At 52.0% G+C, this 19599-nt stretch carries 19 protein-coding genes; 14 read left to right on the plus strand and 5 right to left on the minus strand.

Going from position 1 to position 19599, the window contains the following annotated elements; all coding sequences use genetic code 11:
• The first annotated feature begins 30 nt into the window (after window positions 1-30).
• From ilvC to KBY83_RS09200, 3 genes are read left to right on the plus strand one after another with little or no spacing between them, the layout of a single operon-like run.
• Entirely contained in the window at window positions 31-1113 is a 1083-nt protein-coding gene (gene ilvC / locus KBY83_RS09190) for a ketol-acid reductoisomerase (protein WP_255019244.1), read from the plus strand.
• A 23-nt stretch (window positions 1114-1136) separates the two neighbouring features.
• Window positions 1137-2189 (plus strand): CobD/CbiB family cobalamin biosynthesis protein, encoded by a 1053-nt coding sequence (locus tag KBY83_RS09195; protein ID WP_396093761.1) that lies wholly within the window; start codon window positions 1137-1139, stop codon window positions 2187-2189.
• A 49-nt stretch (window positions 2190-2238) separates the two neighbouring features.
• Window positions 2239-2481 (plus strand): hypothetical protein, encoded by a 243-nt coding sequence (locus tag KBY83_RS09200; protein WP_106501675.1) that lies wholly within the window; start codon window positions 2239-2241, stop codon window positions 2479-2481.
• Here the strand turns inward: KBY83_RS09200 and KBY83_RS09205 are convergent.
• Together KBY83_RS09205 and KBY83_RS09210 are read right to left on the minus strand one after the other, a co-directional pair.
• A complete protein-coding gene (locus KBY83_RS09205; protein WP_255019245.1) occupies window positions 2452-2778 on the minus strand; it encodes a YciI family protein in 327 nt (108 codons plus the stop codon). The genes KBY83_RS09200 and KBY83_RS09205 overlap by 30 nt on opposite strands.
• Window positions 2779-2781: 3 nt before the next feature.
• A complete protein-coding gene (locus tag KBY83_RS09210; RefSeq protein ID WP_255019247.1) occupies window positions 2782-2928 on the minus strand; it encodes a DUF2256 domain-containing protein in 147 nt (48 codons plus the stop codon).
• 122 nt (window positions 2929-3050) lie between these two features.
• Here KBY83_RS09210 and KBY83_RS09215 point away from each other — a divergent pair, with 122 nt between their 5' ends.
• Complete coding sequence (locus KBY83_RS09215) at window positions 3051-3350, plus strand: hypothetical protein (protein ID WP_254935879.1); 300 nt, start codon at window positions 3051-3053, stop codon at window positions 3348-3350.
• 329 nt (window positions 3351-3679) lie between these two features.
• Window positions 3680-3835: a hypothetical protein gene (locus tag KBY83_RS09220; RefSeq protein ID WP_255019248.1), complete on the plus strand. Its 156-nt coding sequence runs from the start codon at window positions 3680-3682 to the stop codon at window positions 3833-3835.
• Between the two features lie 80 nt (window positions 3836-3915).
• Here KBY83_RS09220 and KBY83_RS09225 read toward each other — a convergent pair whose 3' ends face one another.
• Window positions 3916-4137 (minus strand): hypothetical protein, encoded by a 222-nt coding sequence (locus KBY83_RS09225; protein WP_106501395.1) that lies wholly within the window; start codon window positions 4135-4137, stop codon window positions 3916-3918.
• A gap of 561 nt (window positions 4138-4698) precedes the next feature.
• Here KBY83_RS09225 and KBY83_RS09230 point away from each other — a divergent pair.
• Both KBY83_RS09230 and KBY83_RS09235 read left to right on the plus strand, forming a co-directional pair.
• Entirely contained in the window at window positions 4699-5160 is a 462-nt protein-coding gene (locus tag KBY83_RS09230; protein ID WP_255019249.1) for a hypothetical protein, read from the plus strand.
• A 527-nt stretch (window positions 5161-5687) separates the two neighbouring features.
• On the plus strand, window positions 5688-7937 hold the full coding sequence (locus tag KBY83_RS09235; protein WP_255019251.1) for a SwmB domain-containing protein: 2250 nt from the start codon (window positions 5688-5690) through the stop codon (window positions 7935-7937).
• An 896-nt stretch (window positions 7938-8833) separates the two neighbouring features.
• Here the strand turns inward: KBY83_RS09235 and KBY83_RS09245 are convergent.
• The gene (locus KBY83_RS09245; RefSeq protein WP_255019253.1) at window positions 8834-9310 is read right to left on the minus strand and encodes a hypothetical protein; all 477 of its coding nucleotides are present in this window, start codon (window positions 9308-9310) and stop codon (window positions 8834-8836) included.
• Between the two features lie 515 nt (window positions 9311-9825).
• Between KBY83_RS09245 and KBY83_RS09250 the strand changes: the two genes are divergently transcribed.
• The 7 genes from KBY83_RS09250 to KBY83_RS09280 all read left to right on the plus strand — a co-directional run bounded on the left by KBY83_RS09250 (window position 9826) and on the right by KBY83_RS09280 (window position 19067).
• Window positions 9826-10035 (plus strand): hypothetical protein, encoded by a 210-nt coding sequence (locus KBY83_RS09250; RefSeq protein ID WP_255019255.1) that lies wholly within the window; start codon window positions 9826-9828, stop codon window positions 10033-10035.
• 862 nt (window positions 10036-10897) lie between these two features.
• On the plus strand, window positions 10898-12790 hold the full coding sequence (locus KBY83_RS09255) for a type I restriction-modification system subunit M (RefSeq protein ID WP_255019257.1): 1893 nt from the start codon (window positions 10898-10900) through the stop codon (window positions 12788-12790).
• Window positions 12790-13974 carry a restriction endonuclease subunit S gene (locus KBY83_RS09260; RefSeq protein ID WP_255019258.1) on the plus strand — a complete coding sequence of 395 codons (1185 nt, stop codon included), beginning with the start codon at window positions 12790-12792 and terminating at the stop codon, window positions 13972-13974. Before KBY83_RS09255 ends, KBY83_RS09260 begins: the two co-directional genes overlap by 1 nt.
• Before the next feature lie 2 nt (window positions 13975-13976).
• Window positions 13977-16946 carry a type I restriction endonuclease subunit R gene (locus tag KBY83_RS09265; protein WP_255019259.1) on the plus strand — a complete coding sequence of 990 codons (2970 nt, stop codon included), beginning with the start codon at window positions 13977-13979 and terminating at the stop codon, window positions 16944-16946.
• Window positions 16947-16966: 20 nt separating this feature from the next.
• Entirely contained in the window at window positions 16967-17650 is a 684-nt protein-coding gene (locus tag KBY83_RS09270; protein WP_255019261.1) for a M48 family metallopeptidase, read from the plus strand.
• Window positions 17650-18144 carry a hypothetical protein gene (locus tag KBY83_RS09275; RefSeq protein ID WP_255019262.1) on the plus strand — a complete coding sequence of 165 codons (495 nt, stop codon included), beginning with the start codon at window positions 17650-17652 and terminating at the stop codon, window positions 18142-18144. Before KBY83_RS09270 ends, KBY83_RS09275 begins: the two co-directional genes overlap by 1 nt.
• A complete protein-coding gene (locus KBY83_RS09280; protein WP_255019264.1) occupies window positions 18141-19067 on the plus strand; it encodes an endonuclease NucS domain-containing protein in 927 nt (308 codons plus the stop codon). Before KBY83_RS09275 ends, KBY83_RS09280 begins: the two co-directional genes overlap by 4 nt.
• Here KBY83_RS09280 and KBY83_RS09285 read toward each other — a convergent pair.
• Entirely contained in the window at window positions 19064-19387 is a 324-nt protein-coding gene (locus tag KBY83_RS09285) for a hypothetical protein (protein WP_255019265.1), read from the minus strand. The genes KBY83_RS09280 and KBY83_RS09285 overlap by 4 nt on opposite strands.
• Window positions 19388-19599: the final 212 nt, after the last annotated feature.

Consider the following 19599-nt stretch of genomic DNA (forward strand, 5'->3'; position numbering starts at 1 on the left):
GGCGCTTGGGGCAAAGGCCAGATGTTAGGGATGGCCTTGGGCCCTGTCAGTTGGAAGGGGCGCGCCGCAGGCGCCTGCGTAAGCTCAGCCTCTGACCTGTCCAGAACCGACGCCTCGATGGCCAAGCTCTATTACGACACCGACGCCGACCTCTCCCTGCTTGCTGGCAAGACGGTGGCCATCATTGGCTACGGCAGCCAGGGTCATGCCCACGCGCTGAACCTCAAGGACAGCGGCGTCAACGTGGTCGTTGGGCTCTACGAAGGCAGCCGCTCGGCAGAAAAAGCCAAGGCCGATGGCTTGGAAGTACTGAGCGTCGCCGACGCCTGCGCCAAGGCCGACTGGATCATGGTGCTGCTGCCCGATGAATTCCAGAAGGCCGTCTACGACAAGGAAATTGCACCGCACCTCAGCGCCGGCAAGGTGCTGAGCTTCGCCCACGGCTTCAACATCCGCTTCGAGCTGATCAAGCCGCCCGCCGATGTGGACGTGGTGATGATCGCCCCCAAGGGCCCCGGCCACACCGTGCGCTGGGAATACCAGAACGGCATGGGCGTACCGGCCCTATTCGCCATCGAGCAGGACGCCAGCGGCCACGCCCGTGAGCTGGCCATGGCCTACGCCAAGGGCATCGGCGGCACCAGGGCCGGCATCCTCGAAACCAACTTCAAAGAAGAGACTGAAACCGATCTCTTCGGTGAGCAGGCCGTGCTGTGCGGCGGCCTCTCCGAGCTGGTCAAGGCTGGCTTCGAAACCCTGGTGGAGGCTGGCTATCAGCCCGAGCTGGCCTACTTCGAGTGCCTGCACGAGGTGAAGCTGATCGTCGATCTGATGGTTAAGGGCGGCCTGACGGCCATGCGCGATTCGATCTCCAATACCGCCGAATACGGCGACTACGTCAGCGGCCCGCGCCTGATCACGGCAGACACAAAGGCCGAGATGAAGCGCATCCTCACCGACATCCAAGACGGCACCTTCGCCCGCAACTTCGTGGCCGAGTGTGACGCCGGCAAGCCGGAGATGACCAAAATCCGCGAGCGCGATGCGGCCCATCCGATTGAGCAGGTGGGCAAGGGCCTGCGCTCAATGTTCAGCTGGCTGAAAACGGCCTGATCCAGCCCCTGCTCAGCAATCAACTGTTCAGCAACCCGCTGCTGCTGGTTGTCCTCGCCTGCGGCCTCGATCGCCTAGTGGGGGACCCGCGCTGGTGTCCCCATCCGGTGGTGGTCATGGGCTGGTGGATCACCGTGCTGCGCCGCGGCGCTGAAGCCTGGGCGGGCACCAGAGCCTGGAAGCTGCGGCTGGCGGGGGGCTTGATCACGCTGGTGCTAGTGGGCTGCAGCGTCCTGGCGGGCTGGGGAATGGAGCGGCTGGCTCCTACGCCACTGCTGGTGGTGGCCCTGGCCAGCGCCCTTGCCGGCCGCAGCCTCGAGCAGGCGGTGGGTGGGGTGCTGAAAGCTCTCCCTAATTCCGTACAAGCCGTACAGAAACAGACCGTACAAAACCAGACAGACCACGTTGGCGACAACCCAACCCAGCCAGCCCTTCAGCCAGCCCGCCGGGCCCTTGCCTGGATAGTGGGCCGCGACACGGCCGATCTCGACGCCCCGGAAATTCTGCGGGCCCTGGCCGAAACGGCCAGCGAGAACGGCGTGGACGGTCTGTTTGCGCCACTGTTTTGGATGCTGCTGGGGGCTGGGCTGTGGAGCCTCAACCCCGCATGGCCCGGCCCCCTGGCCCTGGCCTGGGGCTTCAAAGCAGCGAGCACCCTGGATTCAATGCTGGGCTACCGCCGCGGGCGCCTGCGCTGGCTGGGCACGGCGGGAGCCCGCCTCGATGACCTACTGGTTTGGCTGCCCTGCCGGCTGGTGGCGGTGAGCCTGCCGCTGGCGGCGGGCCAGCCAGGCCGCAGCCTTGAGGTACTGGCAGCGGCCCGGCGCGATGGCGCCGCCGACCCCTCACCCAATGCGGGATTATCCCAAGCCGCCTATGCCCACGTCGCCGGGGTGCAGCTGGGAGGCAGCAATAGCTATGGCGGCCAAATGCATCGCAAGCCCCTGCTTGCCGCTGGGCTGCCAGCGCCGGATCAGGCGGCGGTACTGCAAATGCTGCAACTAAATCGGCGGCTTGAGCTGATTTGGCTCACTGCTGCCGCTGCAGTGGCGTTCATCACGAAAACTCTCAGCTGATTGCCCCTGCCCCTGCCCCTGACGAAGCTGCAAGCAGATCATGGAGAACATGGCAATTCGCGAGCTGCTCGAAGATGCCCTCAAGGAGCCGAACATCGGGCTAACCCCTTGCTTTAGCTGGCACGCCACACCTGTAGGGATTGCAGCCCTGTGGCAAGCCGGGGCAGCGCCAACAGCTCCTCCCTATGAAGATGCCCTCAAGGAAGGTCTGCAGGTAGGGCTGGATCTAAGTCGCGAAGAGCGGGAGTTTCACCAGCTCAATTCAGGTCTGGTATTGCTGTTTCACAGCTAAACCTCCTGGCGGAAACACCAGCGCCCATTGATGCAGCGTCCAACTGACGCATTCCTGAACGATCAGCGGATCTGTTCGAACAAGGGCATCGGCTTCTTCCCAACTGGCTGCCGTAAAGAGCAACATGCCGCCAGCCCCATCGCCATTGAGGCCGACCCGATCGGCCCAATAACCACTGCGGGGCTCATGGCCCTTGCGTTCTAGTTCTGCCAGCCAGGCCATATGGGCTGGAATCACGGCGTCGAATTGGGGCTTAGAAACCAGACCCAGCTCCAACTTCACAAAGGTGGGGCGCATCTTTTAAACCTCTTTGGCGGTGCGTTGCCGGCGGCACCTTTCTGAGCAGTAGCGCACCTCATCCCAAACCTCCCTCCACTTGCGCCGCCACTGAAAGGGCCGCTCACAAACGGGGCAGATTTTGGTGGGACGGTTCTCGTGGTGGGGCATCTCCAGGGGCTCGACCCAGATCAGGGATGGGAAATTTAGGCAACCGAAACCAAATCCAGATCAGGGAAACGACAAAAAGCGACCAAACCGTAGTAGGATTGTGAAGATTTCATAAGGCGACCATGTTATTAAGTATTTTTGGTTTCTTATTTGCGGCCCTTTCATTTGTTCAAGTCCCCCAATGGGACAACGACTGGACCAAATGCTCGGTGGCAGTTCCAGACACCGCTTGCCATTGGTATGTGGTCAACCCTGACAACACATTTGGCAAAGGATTCAGCTGGATCACCGCTCCTGAATACGACGTAACCGCATTAAGGGACATCGGCATCCAACACGAGGTAACCGTTGCCCAGGGCTTCCAAACGACTGTAGAACTTATGAATGCATCGACCGAAGTCAAGTACGGCGACAACTACTAAAGTCAATCATATAAGCTTTTTCAGACCACACAACCCCTTCAATTCATCGCACGAGGCATCACGCCAACGGGTTATATCTTGCAAAAGATAAAAATCAGCCCTCTTATCCCGGCCTATTAACGTTAAGAAAAAGCAGAAAAAGATATTAGTCGCAGAATCCTGAGCATTCAAATCTCCCAAAAGCACTGCAGCGCAGCAGAATCAAGCCCACTACTTAATTTCTTAAGACCATGGGATGTGCTGAAATCCCATTTTGACGGCTTATGGGGTTATGGTTTGCAGACATTAAATCAGTCGTCCTTGCACCAGGGTGGCCTCAACACCCTGCCATGGACTCTTCAATTCTGTTTGCCTTAAACTGGAATTCGCTCGGCGAGCTAGCAACCGAAGATCTTGAGTATGTGCTCAACTCAATGGCCCATGCCATGGATTCAGGCAAAGAAGAGTTCTGTTCTCTTTACAGCAAAGTGAACGTCGGTGCTTGACTCGCAAAATCAATTCCGATTAGCTATTGGCCCCTGAACAAGTGGGTGGGCAACATGCAACGTCTAAAATTACAAGGATATTACTTTTGACGCCTTAAGCAGTTGGCAAGGTTCTCCTTGGCGATTGCCAGTGCCTCCTTACAAGTCTCCTTATCGTCCTTATCAATATCGCCCTGCTCGCCACGAAGACGTTGTTCTAGAAAATCAATTTCCTCCTGCCAGTGCTCGGCGCCCATATCAAAGACAGGCAGCTCCACATCATTGGCATCGTCGTCGACCAAAGAGAAATCGTCGTCCCTCATCTTAAGTAGTGGTGGAATTCAACCCAAGGATGACGCAGGAAGCAGGAAAAGGAAATCCCCTGTAAACCCACAGACCAGCTACTGCTGCGATCACCAACTCAATTCCACAACTGGCACTCGAAAACCTGCCAAAAATGCCAAAGAAGCAGGGTTCGCTCACAAAATCCCTAGCGCTCTCGACTCCGCCAGGGACATGCTTCCCGTCGCTCATCACGACTCACTTACGCTTTTAGGCGTTTACACTCGCTGCATGGAATATCGGCGCCTCTTGGACTTAACACCACCGTGGTTGATTTAAGCCAAAAAATAATATGTCAAGCGCCAAACTTAAGAACCACTTCGACAACTAAAAGCCCCACTAGGGCGACAAAGACAAGAAGGGAGGGCGAACCAGAGAAATCCATACCGACTCCGCTGAATTCATCCTTTCTAAAGCAAATTCATAAGAGCGCCGTAGCGATATATACAGCGGAAACCAGTTGAACATTCCGCAGGCTTCTCCTCCCTTGCGCTGGCAACCCTCCATGCCCTGCCACACTACAACCACACGATCCAGCGGTTATGAACGAACATCCCGGCTCTCCAAAGCAGTTCGGCAGTCGCCTTGGCGAGGAGACGGTTGAAGAGAATAGGGAACTTCTTGCCAAAATTGGTAGCGATAGCATCCTAAAAGCACCTGCAATCAAAGGAAGCATATACTTCTATATCAATATTTGCGGCGATGGCACTCAAAGCAAAGAGGAATTAATTGACGACCCAACTGCGCTAAATGCTGCGATTGAGCATATTGCAATTGAGATAAAATACGAAAACAAGCACCACCGATGGATCTCCCAGCTACCCCAGGCATTAAAAATACTGGAATTTGCAGCAGAACACTTAAGCCTAAATAACAATATTACGCCTGACAATATTGGCGTCAATGCTGAACTCAAATGGCGGGATGAGAAAGATTTAGAAAACATCATTCATCTTACGCAAAGCAAAGGCAATGCCAAATGGCAGGTGTCACGATTTGCCTGATAGAGCCATAGCCTGCTTGGCTATAGGCAAGCAACGATTGTTAAAACGACCATCCCGGTGCTCCAAAGCAGTTCGGCATCCGTGTCAGTGAGGAAACAATGAAACTGGTCTCTGCATAAGCGGAGAGGGTGGGATTCGATTTGAAAACAAGTAGGTACTTGCCGGAACGTTTTAGGACAGTTTTAGTTCAGTCTCATAATGAGATCTCACATGATATCTCACACAACGCATCGAGATTCAATGAAACCGCAGGGGATAAGCAGGGACATCAGATCCAGAACAACGGAGGTTAGGTCGAGAACGATTTCGGATCCGTCGGTATGGCATGTGGTCTGTCACCCACCCTCAGGACACCACCCCTGCCTCACCTCCTGCCATGGCACCAACTACCTTTTTGTCAGATGCATCCCCTGCCGTGACCTTATGCAGATCCCGCACATCCAAATGCGAAAAGGCAAGATTTGTAACAAATTTCTTAAACAGGTTGGTTCTCGGGTCAGGTGCGCTAGGTTTTCAGAGATTTTGAGATGACAGCTGTGGTGACAGCAAGTCTTGCGTTCACTAGATTAATTGGTTCGTATATTTGGGACCACGTTCAAAGTGCAATCGCCGATGGCAATGGTGGCATCTTTGTTACTGGATTCACCAGCGGTGACCTTGATGGTCAATCCAGCAATGGTTATGGCGATGGATTTATTGCTCACTATGACAGCACTGGCAATAAGAGTTGGACCCGACTAATTGGTTCGTCCACTTGGGATAACATTAACACAGCAATCGCCGATGGCAATGGTGGCATCTTTGTTGCTGGATCCACCGGCAGTGACCTTGATGGTCAATCCAGCAATGGTTATGGCGATGGATTTATTGCTCACTATGACAGCACTGGCAATAAGAGTTGGACCCGACTAATTGGTTCGTCATCTTGGGATAACATTAACACAGCAATCGCCGATGGCAATGGTGGCATCTTTGTTGCTGGATCCACCGGCGGTGACCTTGATGGTCAAACCAACAATGGAGAGCAAGATGGATTTATTGCTCACTATGACAGCACTGGCAATAAGAGTTGGACCCGACTAATTGGTTCGTCCACTTGGGATAACATTTACACAGCAATCGCCGATGGCAATGGTGGCATCTTTGTTACTGGATCCACCAGCGGTGACCTTGATGGTCAATCCAGCAATGGTTATGGCGATGGATTTATTGCTCACTATGACAGCACTGGCAATAAGAGTTGGACCCGACTAATTGGTTCGTCATCTTCGGATAACATTAACACAGCAATCGCCGATGGCAATGGTGGCATCTTTGTTGCTGGATCCACCGGCGGTGACCTTGATGGTCAAACCAACAATGGAGGGCAAGATGGATTTGTAGTGAAATTGAACATGGACAATACCGATGTCAGTGACGACATATCACCCCCAACCCTCCAATCCACCGCCGCCACCAGCAACCAACTGATCCTCAAGTTCTCCGAGGACATTCAGATTGCAGGTGGTGGTTCACTGAATCCTGCCTACATGACCGTCATCGTTGATGGTCAAACCCGCAAGGTCACAAGATCCCAAATCACGGGACCAGATCATCCAACGATTCATACTGCCTCCCAGTTAGTTCTCACACTGTCTGGGCGTGCACTGGATAGCGCGAAATCAATCAGCGTCTCCTACAACCCGCCAAGCAACACCACCTCTTCAGGTTTTATCACCGACCTAAGTGACAATCCTCTGGCATCCATTGCAACGCAGATTGTCGATACCTTCTCCACCAGCACCAGCATCATCAAGAGCGGTATCGCCAGCGCCTATAAGAACCTAATTCTCACAGGATCCACACCCATCACTGGATACGGGAATGCCCAGAACAACACCATCACAGGCAACGACGCCAACAACACGCTAGATGGTCTTGCTGGTGCCGACACTATGATCGGTGGTCTTGGTGATGATACCTATGTCGTTGACAATGTTGGCGATGTGATCACCGAATTAGCATCCGCAGGCACGGATACAGTTCAATCCACAATCGCCTACACACTCACAAACAACCTAGAGAATCTGACATTGCTTGGATCTGGAGCGATCAATGCCACTGGCAACACCGCTAACAACATTCTCACGGGCAACGCTAGTGCCAATGTGCTCAATGGCAATGGTGGCACTGATACCTTGATCGGCGGGCGTGGCGACGATATCTACATCGTTGATTCCGCCGATGACATCATCAAAGAAACACTAATTTCTAGTGATGTTGACTCGGTTGAGTCCTCCGTCTCATGGGTACTTGGAACCAATCTTGAAAATCTGACTCTCACAGGAACAACTACCATCAATGGAACTGGTAACGAACTAGACAACACCATCATCGGTAATAGTGCCAACAACATCCTTGATGGTGGCAACGGTGGAACCGACCTTCTGACTGGTCTTGGAGGTGCAGATACCTTCAAATTCTCATCGCGTCCATCCAGTTTCCGCAATTCCTCTGCTGATCACATCACCGATTTCTCCAGCGTACAGGGGGATAAAATCATGATCACAAAGAGTGCCTTTGGCATCAATGCATCCACAGCAACCCTGAGCGTAGTCAGTAATGCAACCGCACTGAATACGGCGCTGTCAACGGCATCTCTGTTCGTTTACAACACCTCAAACGGCGAACTGCACTGGAACCAGAACGGCATCATCAAAGGTGCTGGTACTGGTGGTGTTCTTGCCATCCTTGATAACAAAGCAACCTTGAGTGCTGGAGATCTGGTGCTGGTTTGATTCCTCCCCTTCTACTGGATAAAAGATAATCCAAGACGACCTGAGCGCGCCAGAAACCCCAAGGAATCACAGGAGGTCGCCAGAGGCACCGACGATCTGTCACGCCCCTTCTGGACACCACCCCTGCCGCACCTCCTGCCGAGCGACCCACTGAGAGCACCTTTTTGTCAGATGGTCGCCCTGAGGAATCAGACCCTGATGAATCGGGCAGGTGAGCAGGGTGACGCAGTGCCTGCCGACCTCGTAGCGAAAGTGCTGGCAGGTCATGCAGACCTTTGAGGAGCGGGATGGTTTGAGGACATTCCACTCAAGAAACTCCCACTCCTCAGAGGGAGCAGCAGGTGGCACAGGGCGGACAGCAGGCATCACTGGCGGGCGGATACACCTGTACTAGTCGCGGTCGGGTGGTGGGGTCAAGGAGTCCATTGAGTCCCTTATCGCCAAAGCAGTCGCCAACAGGAGAAAGCGTTCATAGAGTGCTTATACGACTCCGCTCAAGACCCAAATGAAGCGCCTGCTGCTCCTTGCTCTGACCACTGGAACCCTGCTGATGGGGACTGCTGCTTATGCCCAGTGCTGCTGCTGCGGTCAGATGAATGGGCAAACAGGCACAACACCCCAGGAAGGCGTCAAGAAGTAGGTCTCTTGCCCCTACGCCCCAGACCTCTTCAGCGCCTTTCTGCCGTAACGCTTCTGGACTGCTGGCAAAAGCGACTGCTGAACCTGCCACATAAAGGCATCCACACACTCCCGTCGTTCAGCAGAAGATGCGATGTGCTCTGAAAAGGCACCTGCGTGGCACAGATCCACCAGCAGACCAACCTCTTCCTCGCTGAGGCACAAAAGGTGATCGGTTCCAACTGATGTAACCCGCATAGTCCTGGCGTTCAGTGAACTCAGTTGTCCTGCTGAGGTGCAGAGACGGCAGTAGGGACATTGAGACCATCAAAGAGTTGCCCCAGCACCGTTGCCATCCTTGGCGGTAGTACAGCGCCAGCAATGGACTGAGAAGCAAGCACAAGCAGAGCAGACGCCTCAACAAGCGCCGCCGCTTCTTCGTCACTCAGCACGAGTAGATGCTCACCATCCGAGTGCGTGATCCGCATACCGTTGCAATTGCGACCAAATCCAAAGTAAGCGGAATTCGCTGGTTGAGATGAGGATATCCAGTCCCCATATGGGGACAATAATTGAAAAAGCGTCAGACGAAAGAACCTAATGTTGGCAAGTTTTAGTGAAGTAACTTTACGGTGCCAGACATCCCCACGACCATCAACGCCACCAAACTCCAGAACCTCCGTGGGCAGACCCTGCTGTTCCGCTGCCTTGAAACAGGGTTCGTGACCACTGCGCCTGCTCTTGGTCGCTACCAACGCGGCAGAGGAATTGACCCATCAAGGCGGGAACTGGTGGGGGAGCGACCTGACAACTGGGTCAAAGAAGTGCCAACAACGGTCTGTGAGCACTGTGGAATGGTCGTGAAGGGCAACCAGTGGGCATTCAGGCAGCACCAGCAAACGAAGCGGTGTCTGAGGGCAAAGGGGGAGGCGTGACAGGAGCACCTCAAATGGGGATACATCCAACTGGGTCTGGTCGCCCTTGTTTTTGGCGGTCTTCAGGTCTGGTGGATTAGCAGTGTCTTTTGGAAACGGAAACTGACACGACCACAAAGTGGTGGAGAGTTCCGCAAGTCACTGGAGCAAATCTGGAAGAAGGAAATGCGGTGTAGGTAGCGGGAACGGTTCAATAAAGGCAAAACCTTTAAGAAGTTTTGCTGGATGCCGCACGATTCAGGCATTAAGACCTCTTAAGCAGATCCACTCGACCCAGTGCAAATCATCAGAATCATGTTTAGGGCGCAAAATTCTGCAAAACTGCTGCTTGAACAATGGAATCTCCTCTCTCAATCAAACGCTGGAGGCAAACCCCGCCCACAACGGAAGAAATTGTTTCTCAAATCGTGGACTGGAGTATTTCGCGAATTGTTAGTGGGTTGCTGGATGAGGGAGACATCCTTGCTATTACACAGGAGTTTGCAGAATGGTTGGAACCAGACGCGGAAGATATTCAAGTCATCGGTTTGAACATAATTAAATGAGGAACTTACCTTTTTGAATTGTGACTGCTATAGCAATAGCAGTCCTCACTTCGCTGCTCGGTTCTATTCCCTGGGAAGCAAAAGTTGAGCGCGCATCTTTCTAAAAAATTCCACTTTGAATCGTTCTGGAATAAAATCCAAGGAATAGTGGAATTTTAAAAGTGGTTGCACCAGCAGAGTGATCTATTGTTATGTTTTTTGAGGCAATCTGCAGAAGAGAGCAGTCTGGTCAACCAATCGAGTATCAATTAAGAAGTCGAAATGCCTATAAGGGAATCGAATAGGTATTAAGCATCATCCCTGGTTCATATGTGATGGATCATGCGCCTGGGCATCTTATGGTGTACGCATATGAATAAGAAACCATGGATAACCAAGGGTACACAAGCAATGTGTCACTTGCATCTCACGCAAATGAAGCAGAGCACTGCCATATCAGGCGGAGCACTTAAGGGTGGTACGTAAAAGATGACCGTCTTCAAGGTAAAGAAAGGAGAGTACCGACGATAGAAAGTGCATATTCAGTTTGTCACGATCTAAACAAGCGTGTTCGTGACCAAGAAAGTCAATACCCAGAGACATAGGCGAGGGACCAAAGCGGCGGGTGGATCTGGATGAGTTCGTCGCTGACAAACCCTTGCGCAGGTCTCTGGTCTTCACCATCTCACTGGCAGGCATCGTTTCGGGCAGCGGGTATCAGTCACTTTGGGGATAGGCGCTGCTTTCTGTGTGACGCGCCACCAGAGGTCGTAGAGGCAGCGCACAGTGTTCCCACAGGCATCCAACCCAGAACTATGCAACCCCTGCATAACGGGCAAAACCCAGTCCAGCAGGCGAGAATGGGCGGAAGTGACAAGACCGAGTGACCGACTCAGCGACCTTCGCCACACCCGAAGCGGACGACGAAGAGACGGGTGAAGACCTGGGCGGACTGGATGATCTGCTGGCATCACTGCGGACAGACGACGAACCGAAACCGAAGCGAGGCAGAAAACCCAAGAGCAATGGCGTTGCCCCAGAACCCGCCTTCCAGATCGGGCAGAAACTGACCCTCTCCCAACTGGAGTCATTCCTTTGGAAGAGTGCCGACATCCTGCGAGGAAGCATGGATGCCTCGGAATTCAAGGACTACATCTTCGGGATGCTGTTCCTCAAGCGTCTGTCCGATGCCTTTGATGAGGCAAGGGAGGGGGTGATCCAGTACTACCTGGATAAGGGCAAGACCCAGGAGCAGGCAGAAGAACTCGCCGATGACAAGGACGAGTACGACAAGACCTTCTATGTGCCCGAGAAAGGAAGGTGGGAGAACCTCAAGGACCTCAAGCACGACATCGGTGCCGAACTGAACAAGGCAACCGAAGCGATTGAGGAGCACAACCCAACATTGGAAGGGGTGCTGGTCTCCATTGACTTCAACATCAAGAACAAACTCAACGACAACAAACTCAGGGATCTGCTCTCCCACTACTCAAAGTTCCGCCTGAGAACTGCGGACTTTGATCGTCCTGATCTTCTGGGCAGTGCCTATGAGTATCTGATCAAGATGTTCGCTGATTCTGCGGGCAAGAAAGGTGGTGAGTTCTACACGCCTGGTGAGGTGGTGAAACTGCTGGTGTCACTGATCAAACCTCATGCAGGAATGAAGGTACTGGATCCAACCTGTGGTTCAGGTGGAATGCTGCTCCAATCAAGGAACTACCTGGCAACTCACGGTGAGAACGAGCAGAACATTCAGTTGTTCGGTCAGGAGATGAACCTGAGCACCTGGGCGATCTGCAAACTCAATATGTTCCTGCATGGTTTCTTCAATGCAGACATTCGCAAGGGAGACACCCTGGGCGAACCACAGCATGTGGAGAATGGCGAACTGATGCGATTTGATCGGGTGATCGCCAATCCTCCATTCTCCTTGAAAAACTGGGGAAGGGAAACTGCCGAGCATGATGGATATGGAAGGTATCGCTACGGAATTCCTCCTAAGGATGCTGGTGATCTGGCATTCGTTCAGCACATGATCGCCTCACTGAATCAAGAGGGAGTGATGGGAGTGGTGGTTCCTCATGGGGTTCTGTTCCGTGGTGGTCAAGAAGGTGAGATCCGTAAGGGCATCCTTGAAGATGACTTGGTGGAAGCGGTGATTGGTCTTCCATCTGGATTGTTCTACGGCACTGGAATTCCTGCCTCACTGATAATTATCAACAAGGACAAGAGTGCTGAACGAAGAGGAAAGGTGCTCTTCATCAATGCTGAACTAGACTACCAGGAGGGCAAGAATCAAAATATCCTCAGAGACCAGGACATTGAAAAGATTGTGAGATGCTTTGACGCCTACAACGAAATCAAGCGATTCTCACGGGTTGTACCGATTGAGGAGATACGGGAGAACGACCACAACCTAAATATCCGCCGTTATGCAGACACCTCACCGCCACCTGAACCTTTTGATGTGCGGGGCATTCTTCATGGTGGAGTGCCGATCAAGGAAACTCAGAGCGATTACATCCAGGAGATCCTTGAAGGGTTTGATGTGAGCGTGGTCCTTGTGCCAAAGGATGGGGAGTATCTGAAGTTTCGGGATGACATTCAGGAGAAGTCCCAGATCCGCCAGCACCTGGGGGATGCTTCTGATGCGGTGATACAGCAATTTGAGCGTTGGTGGGACAAGTACGGGGTCTCACTCGCTCAAATTGATGCCGAGGTCAAGGAAGCAGAAGCAGTGATGCACGGGTTCTTGAAGGAGTTGGGTTACGAATAATGGAATCAATAAAGATAGGGGCATTCCTGAAAGAAAGCAGAGTGCCTGGGTCCCCTGGAAATATTGCCAGAAAAATAACTGTCAAACTTTATGGGAAAGGTGTATTTGCAAAACAGGAGAATAGACCAGGGAGCGAGAATACAATGTACTACGCAAGGCGAGCGGGTCAATTCATATACAGCAAACTTGATTTTCTGAATGGAGCATTTGGAATCATCCCCGACAACCTTAACAGTTTTGAAACAACCGTTGATCTCCCATGCTTTGACTTTATAGGAGACAAAGTTGCCCCAGATTGGTTTCTGCATTATGTGTCCCGAACAGATTTCTACGCCTACCAAGGTGGTTTAGGAAATGGTGGAAGAAAGGCGAGAAGGATTTCCCCAGAGGATTTTCTTGAACTTGAGATTGATCTCCCCCCCCTCCCCGAGCAGAAGAAGATCGCCGAGATACTCTCTGGGATTGACAGAAGAAGCAATCTCCTAAGCAAGCAGATTGCCAAAGAAGATGCACTTTTCACATCATTTCAGGATCAACTACTTGAAAGCATTGCATCAACAGCATTCGCCCCCATGCATCGCCACGATTCACAACTGAAGACACTACCTATCGCCAATTTATTTGAGGTCCAACTGGGAAAGATGCTAAACAAAGAAGCAAAGGAGCACGGACATCAGTTCCAATACCTTGGCAACAAGAATATCCAACAATGGAATCCAGACATTCGCCATTTAGAGTTAATGCATTTTTCCGAAGACGAAAAAAGAAAGTTTTCATTGAGATCTGGCGATCTATTAGTTTGCGAAGGTGGCGATGCTGGCAGGTGCTGTATTTGGGAAGAAACAGATGCCGAGATCTATTATCAAAAAGCAATTCACCGCATGAGACCAAGGAGTGGCGAATGCACACCCACTTTCATGATGCATTACTTGGCATACTGCAAATCAAGAAATCTGCTGTCCGACTTTATTAGCAAAACAAGCATCTCACATTTGACGAGAGAGAAGTTGCTGGAGATTCCAATTGCAATTCCGTCACGGGAAGAGCAGTCGTCAATAGTAGAAAAACTGGAGTCGCAACGAAAACTGATCGCAAAACTTTTCGCAAAGTCCAAAATTTTAAAAGATATCAAATCTGCTGTTTCTTCGGATCTCCTCTCAGGACGCAAGAGGGTCAGCGTCTAACCATGGAAGGCGACGAGCGGAAACTGGTAGAGGCACCTGCCCTTGATCAACTCAAGGGTCTGGGGTGGTCTCACATGGATGGTACGACCCTCGTCCCTGAGAAGTCAAATCACCGCTCATCCCTCAAGGATGTGGTTCTTACATCCAACCTTGAGCAGGCAATCCAACGCATCAACCCTTGGATCAGCGAAGACAACCTCCGCAAGGTCGTCCGAGAAGTCACCCTGATTCAGACCTCCACCCTGATGGAGTCAAACAAGTGGTTCTGGGAACGACTGACTCAGTACTTCAGCGTGGATCAGGACCTTGGCAGTGGTCGTCGTGGTCAGACCCTGAAATTGATTGACTTTGACCAACCAGAGAACAACGAATTCCTCTGCGTTGATCAGTTCAAGATCCAGGGACCATCTCAGAACATCATTCCCGACATCCTGCTCTTCGTGAATGGGTTGCCGTTAGGGGTCATTGAGTGCAAATCGCCATTCGTGACCGATCCGATGGCGGAGGGCATCAACCAACTACGCCGTTACTCCAACCTCAGAAATCCAAGCGACACAGAAGGGTGCGAGAAACTCTTCCACTACAACCAGGTGATGGTCTCCACCCATCGGGATGGAGCACGGGTTGGGACCATCTCATCACCTGTTGAGTACTACCTGGAATGGAAGGACCCCTACCCAACCGATGCCAAGGAACTGGGGTCCCCTGCCAACGCCCAGCAACTACTGATCCAGGGTCTGCTGAAACCGCAGAACTTCCTGGACATCATCCAGAACTTCACGCTCTACGAAACCGACAGCGGTCGCACGATCAAGAAAATTGCCCGCTATCAGCAGTTCAGGGCAGTTCAGAAGACCATTGAGCGTCTCAGGGCACCAGGAGATCGCAAGAGCAAAGGCGGGGTCATCTGGCACACCCAGGGTTCAGGCAAGTCCCTCACCATGGTCTTCCTCACCCAGAAGATCCGTAGGGACCCACTGCTACGGGACTACAAACTCGTCTTCCTCACGGACCGAACCCAACTGGACGGGCAACTGACTGCCACCTTCCGAAACGCTCAAGGGGAGTCCGTTCTCAATGCCTCTTCGGTCAATCACCTCAAGGAACTGCTTGCCAGGGATGCCTCTGATCTGGTCACCGCCACGATTCAGAAACTGCAGGAGGGTGATTTCGGGTACTCCTGCCTCAACGACTCAGATCGGATCATCGTGCTGGCGGATGAGGCACACCGCACCCAGTACGGAACCTTGGGTGCTGCCATCAATACCGCTCTACCCAATGCCCCCAAGATTGCTTTCACAGGCACTCCCCTGATCACCAGCGAGAAAACCACCCAAGAGTTCGGTGGATACATAGACACCTACACCATTGAGCAGGCAGTCGCTGATGGTGCCACCTGCCAGATCCTCTACGAAGGACGGGAGGCAACCACCAAGGTCACGGGCGATTCGCTGGATGCCCTGTTTGATCGCTACTTCCAGGGCAAGACCCCAGAGGAAAAGGCAGCGATCAAGAAGAAGTACGGCACCGAGAAGGCAGTACTGGAAGCACCTCAGCGAGTTGAGTGGATCGGACTGGATTTGGTTCAGCACTACCGCACCACAATCCTGCCAAATGGTTTCAAGGGAATTCTGGTGACAGGAAGCAGGGAGGTAGCAGTCCTCTACAAGCAAAAACTGGATGCCATCCCAGGAGCACCAGAGTCAGCAGTGGTGATTTCAGGAGACCACAACGACCCGCCCCATCTGGCGAAATGGACCAATCCAGCGGATCACAAGAAAGCAATTGAGAACTTCAAAAAACCAATTCACGAACACCCTCTTTCTTTGCTGATCGTCAAAGACATGCTCTTGACGGGGTTTGATGCACCCATCTGTCAGGTGATGTACCTGGACCGTAAACTCACCGACCACACCCTCTTGCAGGCGATTGCACGAGTGAATCGGACCAAGGCAAATAAGTTCAGTGGGTACATCGTTGATTACTACGGTCTAACCGATTACCTCGCTGATGCCCTCAAGGTCTTCTCTTCCACCGATGTCCAAGGTGCCCTCAAGAACCTCAAGGACGAGATCCCGAAACTTCAGGCAGCACACACCAGGGTGAAGCAGCACCTCAAGGGTCTGGACCTCCAGGACATTGATTCCTGCATTGAAGCGATGGAGGACGAACTCAAGCGGCAGCAGTTTGAAGCGGACTTTCGGACCTTCTCCAAGCAGGTAGAGATCGTCCTACCTGATCCAGCAGCATCACCATTTTTGGGCGACCTAAAGGCACTAGGCAAGGTGGTGATCGGATGCCGTAACCGCTATCGGGACGAGCAATTGAACATCGTGGGATGCGGGGAAAAGGTCCGTGCTCTCATTGAGGAGCATGTCCGAGCGACAGGGGTAGATCCACGGGTGCCCCCTACCAAACTCTTTGATGTTGAGTTTGAGCAGGTCCTTGCCGCCCAGACCAACGACAGAGCAAAGGCATCTGAGGTGGAACATGCCATCAAGGCACACCTCAAGGTCAAGTTGGACGATGACCCCGAGTACTACCAGTCCCTGGCACTGCGTCTTGAGGAGATCATCCAGAAATGCCAGCAGAAATGGGCGGAACTCGTCCAGCAACTCCTGCTGTTCCGTGATGGGATGGAGCAGGAGAAGACCCAGCAGAACGAGGACCTGGGACTAAGCGAGATACAGGGACCCTTCTACAGGTCGCTGATGGCAGAAATCACCAAGGCATCAGGGGACTCAACCATGGATGAGGAAACCCATCAGCAGGTTCTGGATCTCACCAAGGAACTGGTTACCGAATTCCAGGAGGCAACTCAGATCGTCGGGTTCTTTGACAAGTGGGATGAGGTCACCCGAATCAAAAAGCAGATCAAGCGGTCCATCCTGGATCAACCCTTTGGCGACAAGGAACTGGTGGATGCCGTGACAGAGCGGTTCATGGAACTGGGTAAGAGGCACTTCAGGTGACTGCTATTCCACTGGAGGTTTTGGGTCTGCGGGTGGAGGTGGTCCGCTCTGTCAGGCGAACTGCTGGTCTCCACATCGTTGGCACTGATTTGCAGGTGCGAGTTCCCGAGGACCTGGGCGATGAGCGGGTAGCAGCAATCCTTCAACAGAAACGCTCCTGGATCAGGTCCAAGGTTGCCGAACTCAAGCGGGTGCCACCACACCGCACTAAAGAACTGGTCAGTGGGGAGTCATTCCCCTACCTGGGACGGAACTACCGACTCAAGATCCAGGAAGGTCATCAGGTGGGAGTGTGCCTGTCGGGTGGATACCTCAAGGCAACGATCAGACCAACAGAACAGGATGAGCATCAGACGCTAAGAATCCAGCAGTACCTAGAGAACTGGTATCGCTCACGGGCACTTGAACGCCTGCAGGACAAGACAAACCGCTATGCCCAGCAGATAGGGGTTTCACCAGCGGGGATCAGTGTCCGCAATTTCAAGTCCCGTTGGGGGTCCTGCGACAAGCAAGGGCAGGTGGTCTTCAACTGGAACATCATCAAGGCACCGCACAGCATCGTGGATTATGTGGTGATCCATGAGTTGTGCCACCTCATCCACCCCAACCACTCCAAAGACTTCTGGCAGTTGGTTGGTCGCTTTGATACGGACTACCTTGGTCACAGGCAATGGTTGAAGGAGCAGGGGGTGAAATTGCTCTAATGGATAAGACCACCCGTGGCAACGCCAGTCAATTTTTCATTGCGGGACAACTCTGCAGGATGGGTTACTCGGCAGTTGTGACTCTGGGAAACACACCGAACACAGACATCCTCTGCAGCAATGTGGAAGGCACCCGCTTTGTGCATATTCAGGTCAAAACATTTGTTCCAGGGGGAAGGACTTGCAGTGTAGGGAGGAAAGCAGAAAGGTTTTATGGTGACAATTTCTTTTGGATACTTGGAGGTATACCTCAGTACAAGTCAGAGGATCCGTTCATCTACTACATAATACCCTCTCGTATAATGTCAGAGAAGATTAGCGAACAGCATAAGAAATGGTTGGAAACTCCAGGCAAGGACGGAAGGAAACATGAAGAGAGTTCCATCCGAGCATTGGTATTGCCGCCAAGGGTTGGATATAGCGGGTGGGATATTACTGAATATGAAGAAAGATGGGACCTAATTGAAGATAAACTGGGAGCACCTCACCAATGAAAGAGTTCTACAGGGTCATGCTCGGCAAGGGCAGCATGTATGCCCAGGAATGCCGTGAGCAAGGATTCATCGGTGCTGATTTTGACATCTATCAGGATTTAACGGATTCACTCCACGAAGACTGGAGAGAGTTCAACAAGCAATTCATTCCCCAATACCTGGAGGCAAATCCAGGGAAAAGCAAAATAGCGGCAGGACTGAGTTGCGGATTTCTCTGGACAATCTGCAAAAAGATTCAGGTTGGGGACATCGTGCTATCACCAGACGGGAAAGGAAAATACTTCGTGGGTGAAGTCCAAAGCGAGTACAGATATGTTCCAGGAGCAGAACAACCACACCAAAGACAGGTTCATTGGTTTGAGGAGACAATTGATCGCTCAGAGATGAGCGACTCACTCAAAAAATCAACAGGTTCTATTGGCACGATTAGTCAGGTAAGCAAGTACAGGGAAGAACTGGGGGGACTCATCAAAGGAGAAGTTCCAAAACCAGTTCTCATAAGTACTGATGAAACAATTGAAGATCCAGCAGTCTTTGCTTTGGAAAAGCACCTTGAAGATTTTCTTGTCGCCAACTGGTCGCAGACACCACTCGGGAGAGAATATGACATCTATCAAGAAGAAGACAATTTCGGCAGGCAATTCCCTACCGATACTGGACCGATAGATATTCTTGCAATCAGCAAGGATAAAAATGAGATCCTGGTAGTTGAATTAAAGAAAGGGAGGGCAAGTGATTCAGTGGTCGGACAAATTCAGCGATATATGGGTTATATCGCAGAGGAGATCGCCGAAGAGCATCAGCGGGTAAGTGGGGTGATTATTGCCCTTGAAGATGACTTGCGAATTAGGCGGGCACTGAAGGTTGCTCCCAATATTGAGTTCTACAGGTACGAGGTCAAGTTTGACCTGATTAAATCTTAAGGAGATTCTGCAACCTTGCAAGGTGGCGAATTGTCAAGTACATCAGGAGTATTTTCAGCAGAATCCAAAAGCGATAACTCTACATCTCCTGGCATAAGGATATTTGCCGTAACACTACTTGCATCAGTTTTTTCACTCTGATTTCTAACAATTTCAACCACCTTGCCTTGGTGAGAAATCACCCAATCAATAAAATTCTGCTCCTTCACCACAAGTCGCACGGGCATTGGAAGTGCCTGATAAGCAGTCCGTGCGAGGTCGCCAAGTTTGTCAATATCAGAAAGGATATCAAGAATTGCTGGTCCTGCTTTCTCTCGCAAGATAGCAACAATCTTGGGTAGGTATTCCTGGATTACTTTTTCTTGAGCGACTGACGCAGATGCTCCTGCTATATCTGCAGCATTCTTAAGGGCACCTCGAAAAATCGCAAGACCGCTTGATAGCGACCGAATTTGAATTATACTAAGGCTTCAAGATTACATGCTTTCCATGGGCCAGCGAGGTTTCTGGGACGAACAACAAAGAGTTGCAA

It is taken from the genome of Cyanobium sp. WKJ7-Wakatipu (genome assembly GCF_024345355.1).
In the GTDB taxonomy this organism is placed as follows: Bacteria; Cyanobacteriota; Cyanobacteriia; order PCC-6307; family Cyanobiaceae; genus Cyanobium_A; species Cyanobium_A usitatum.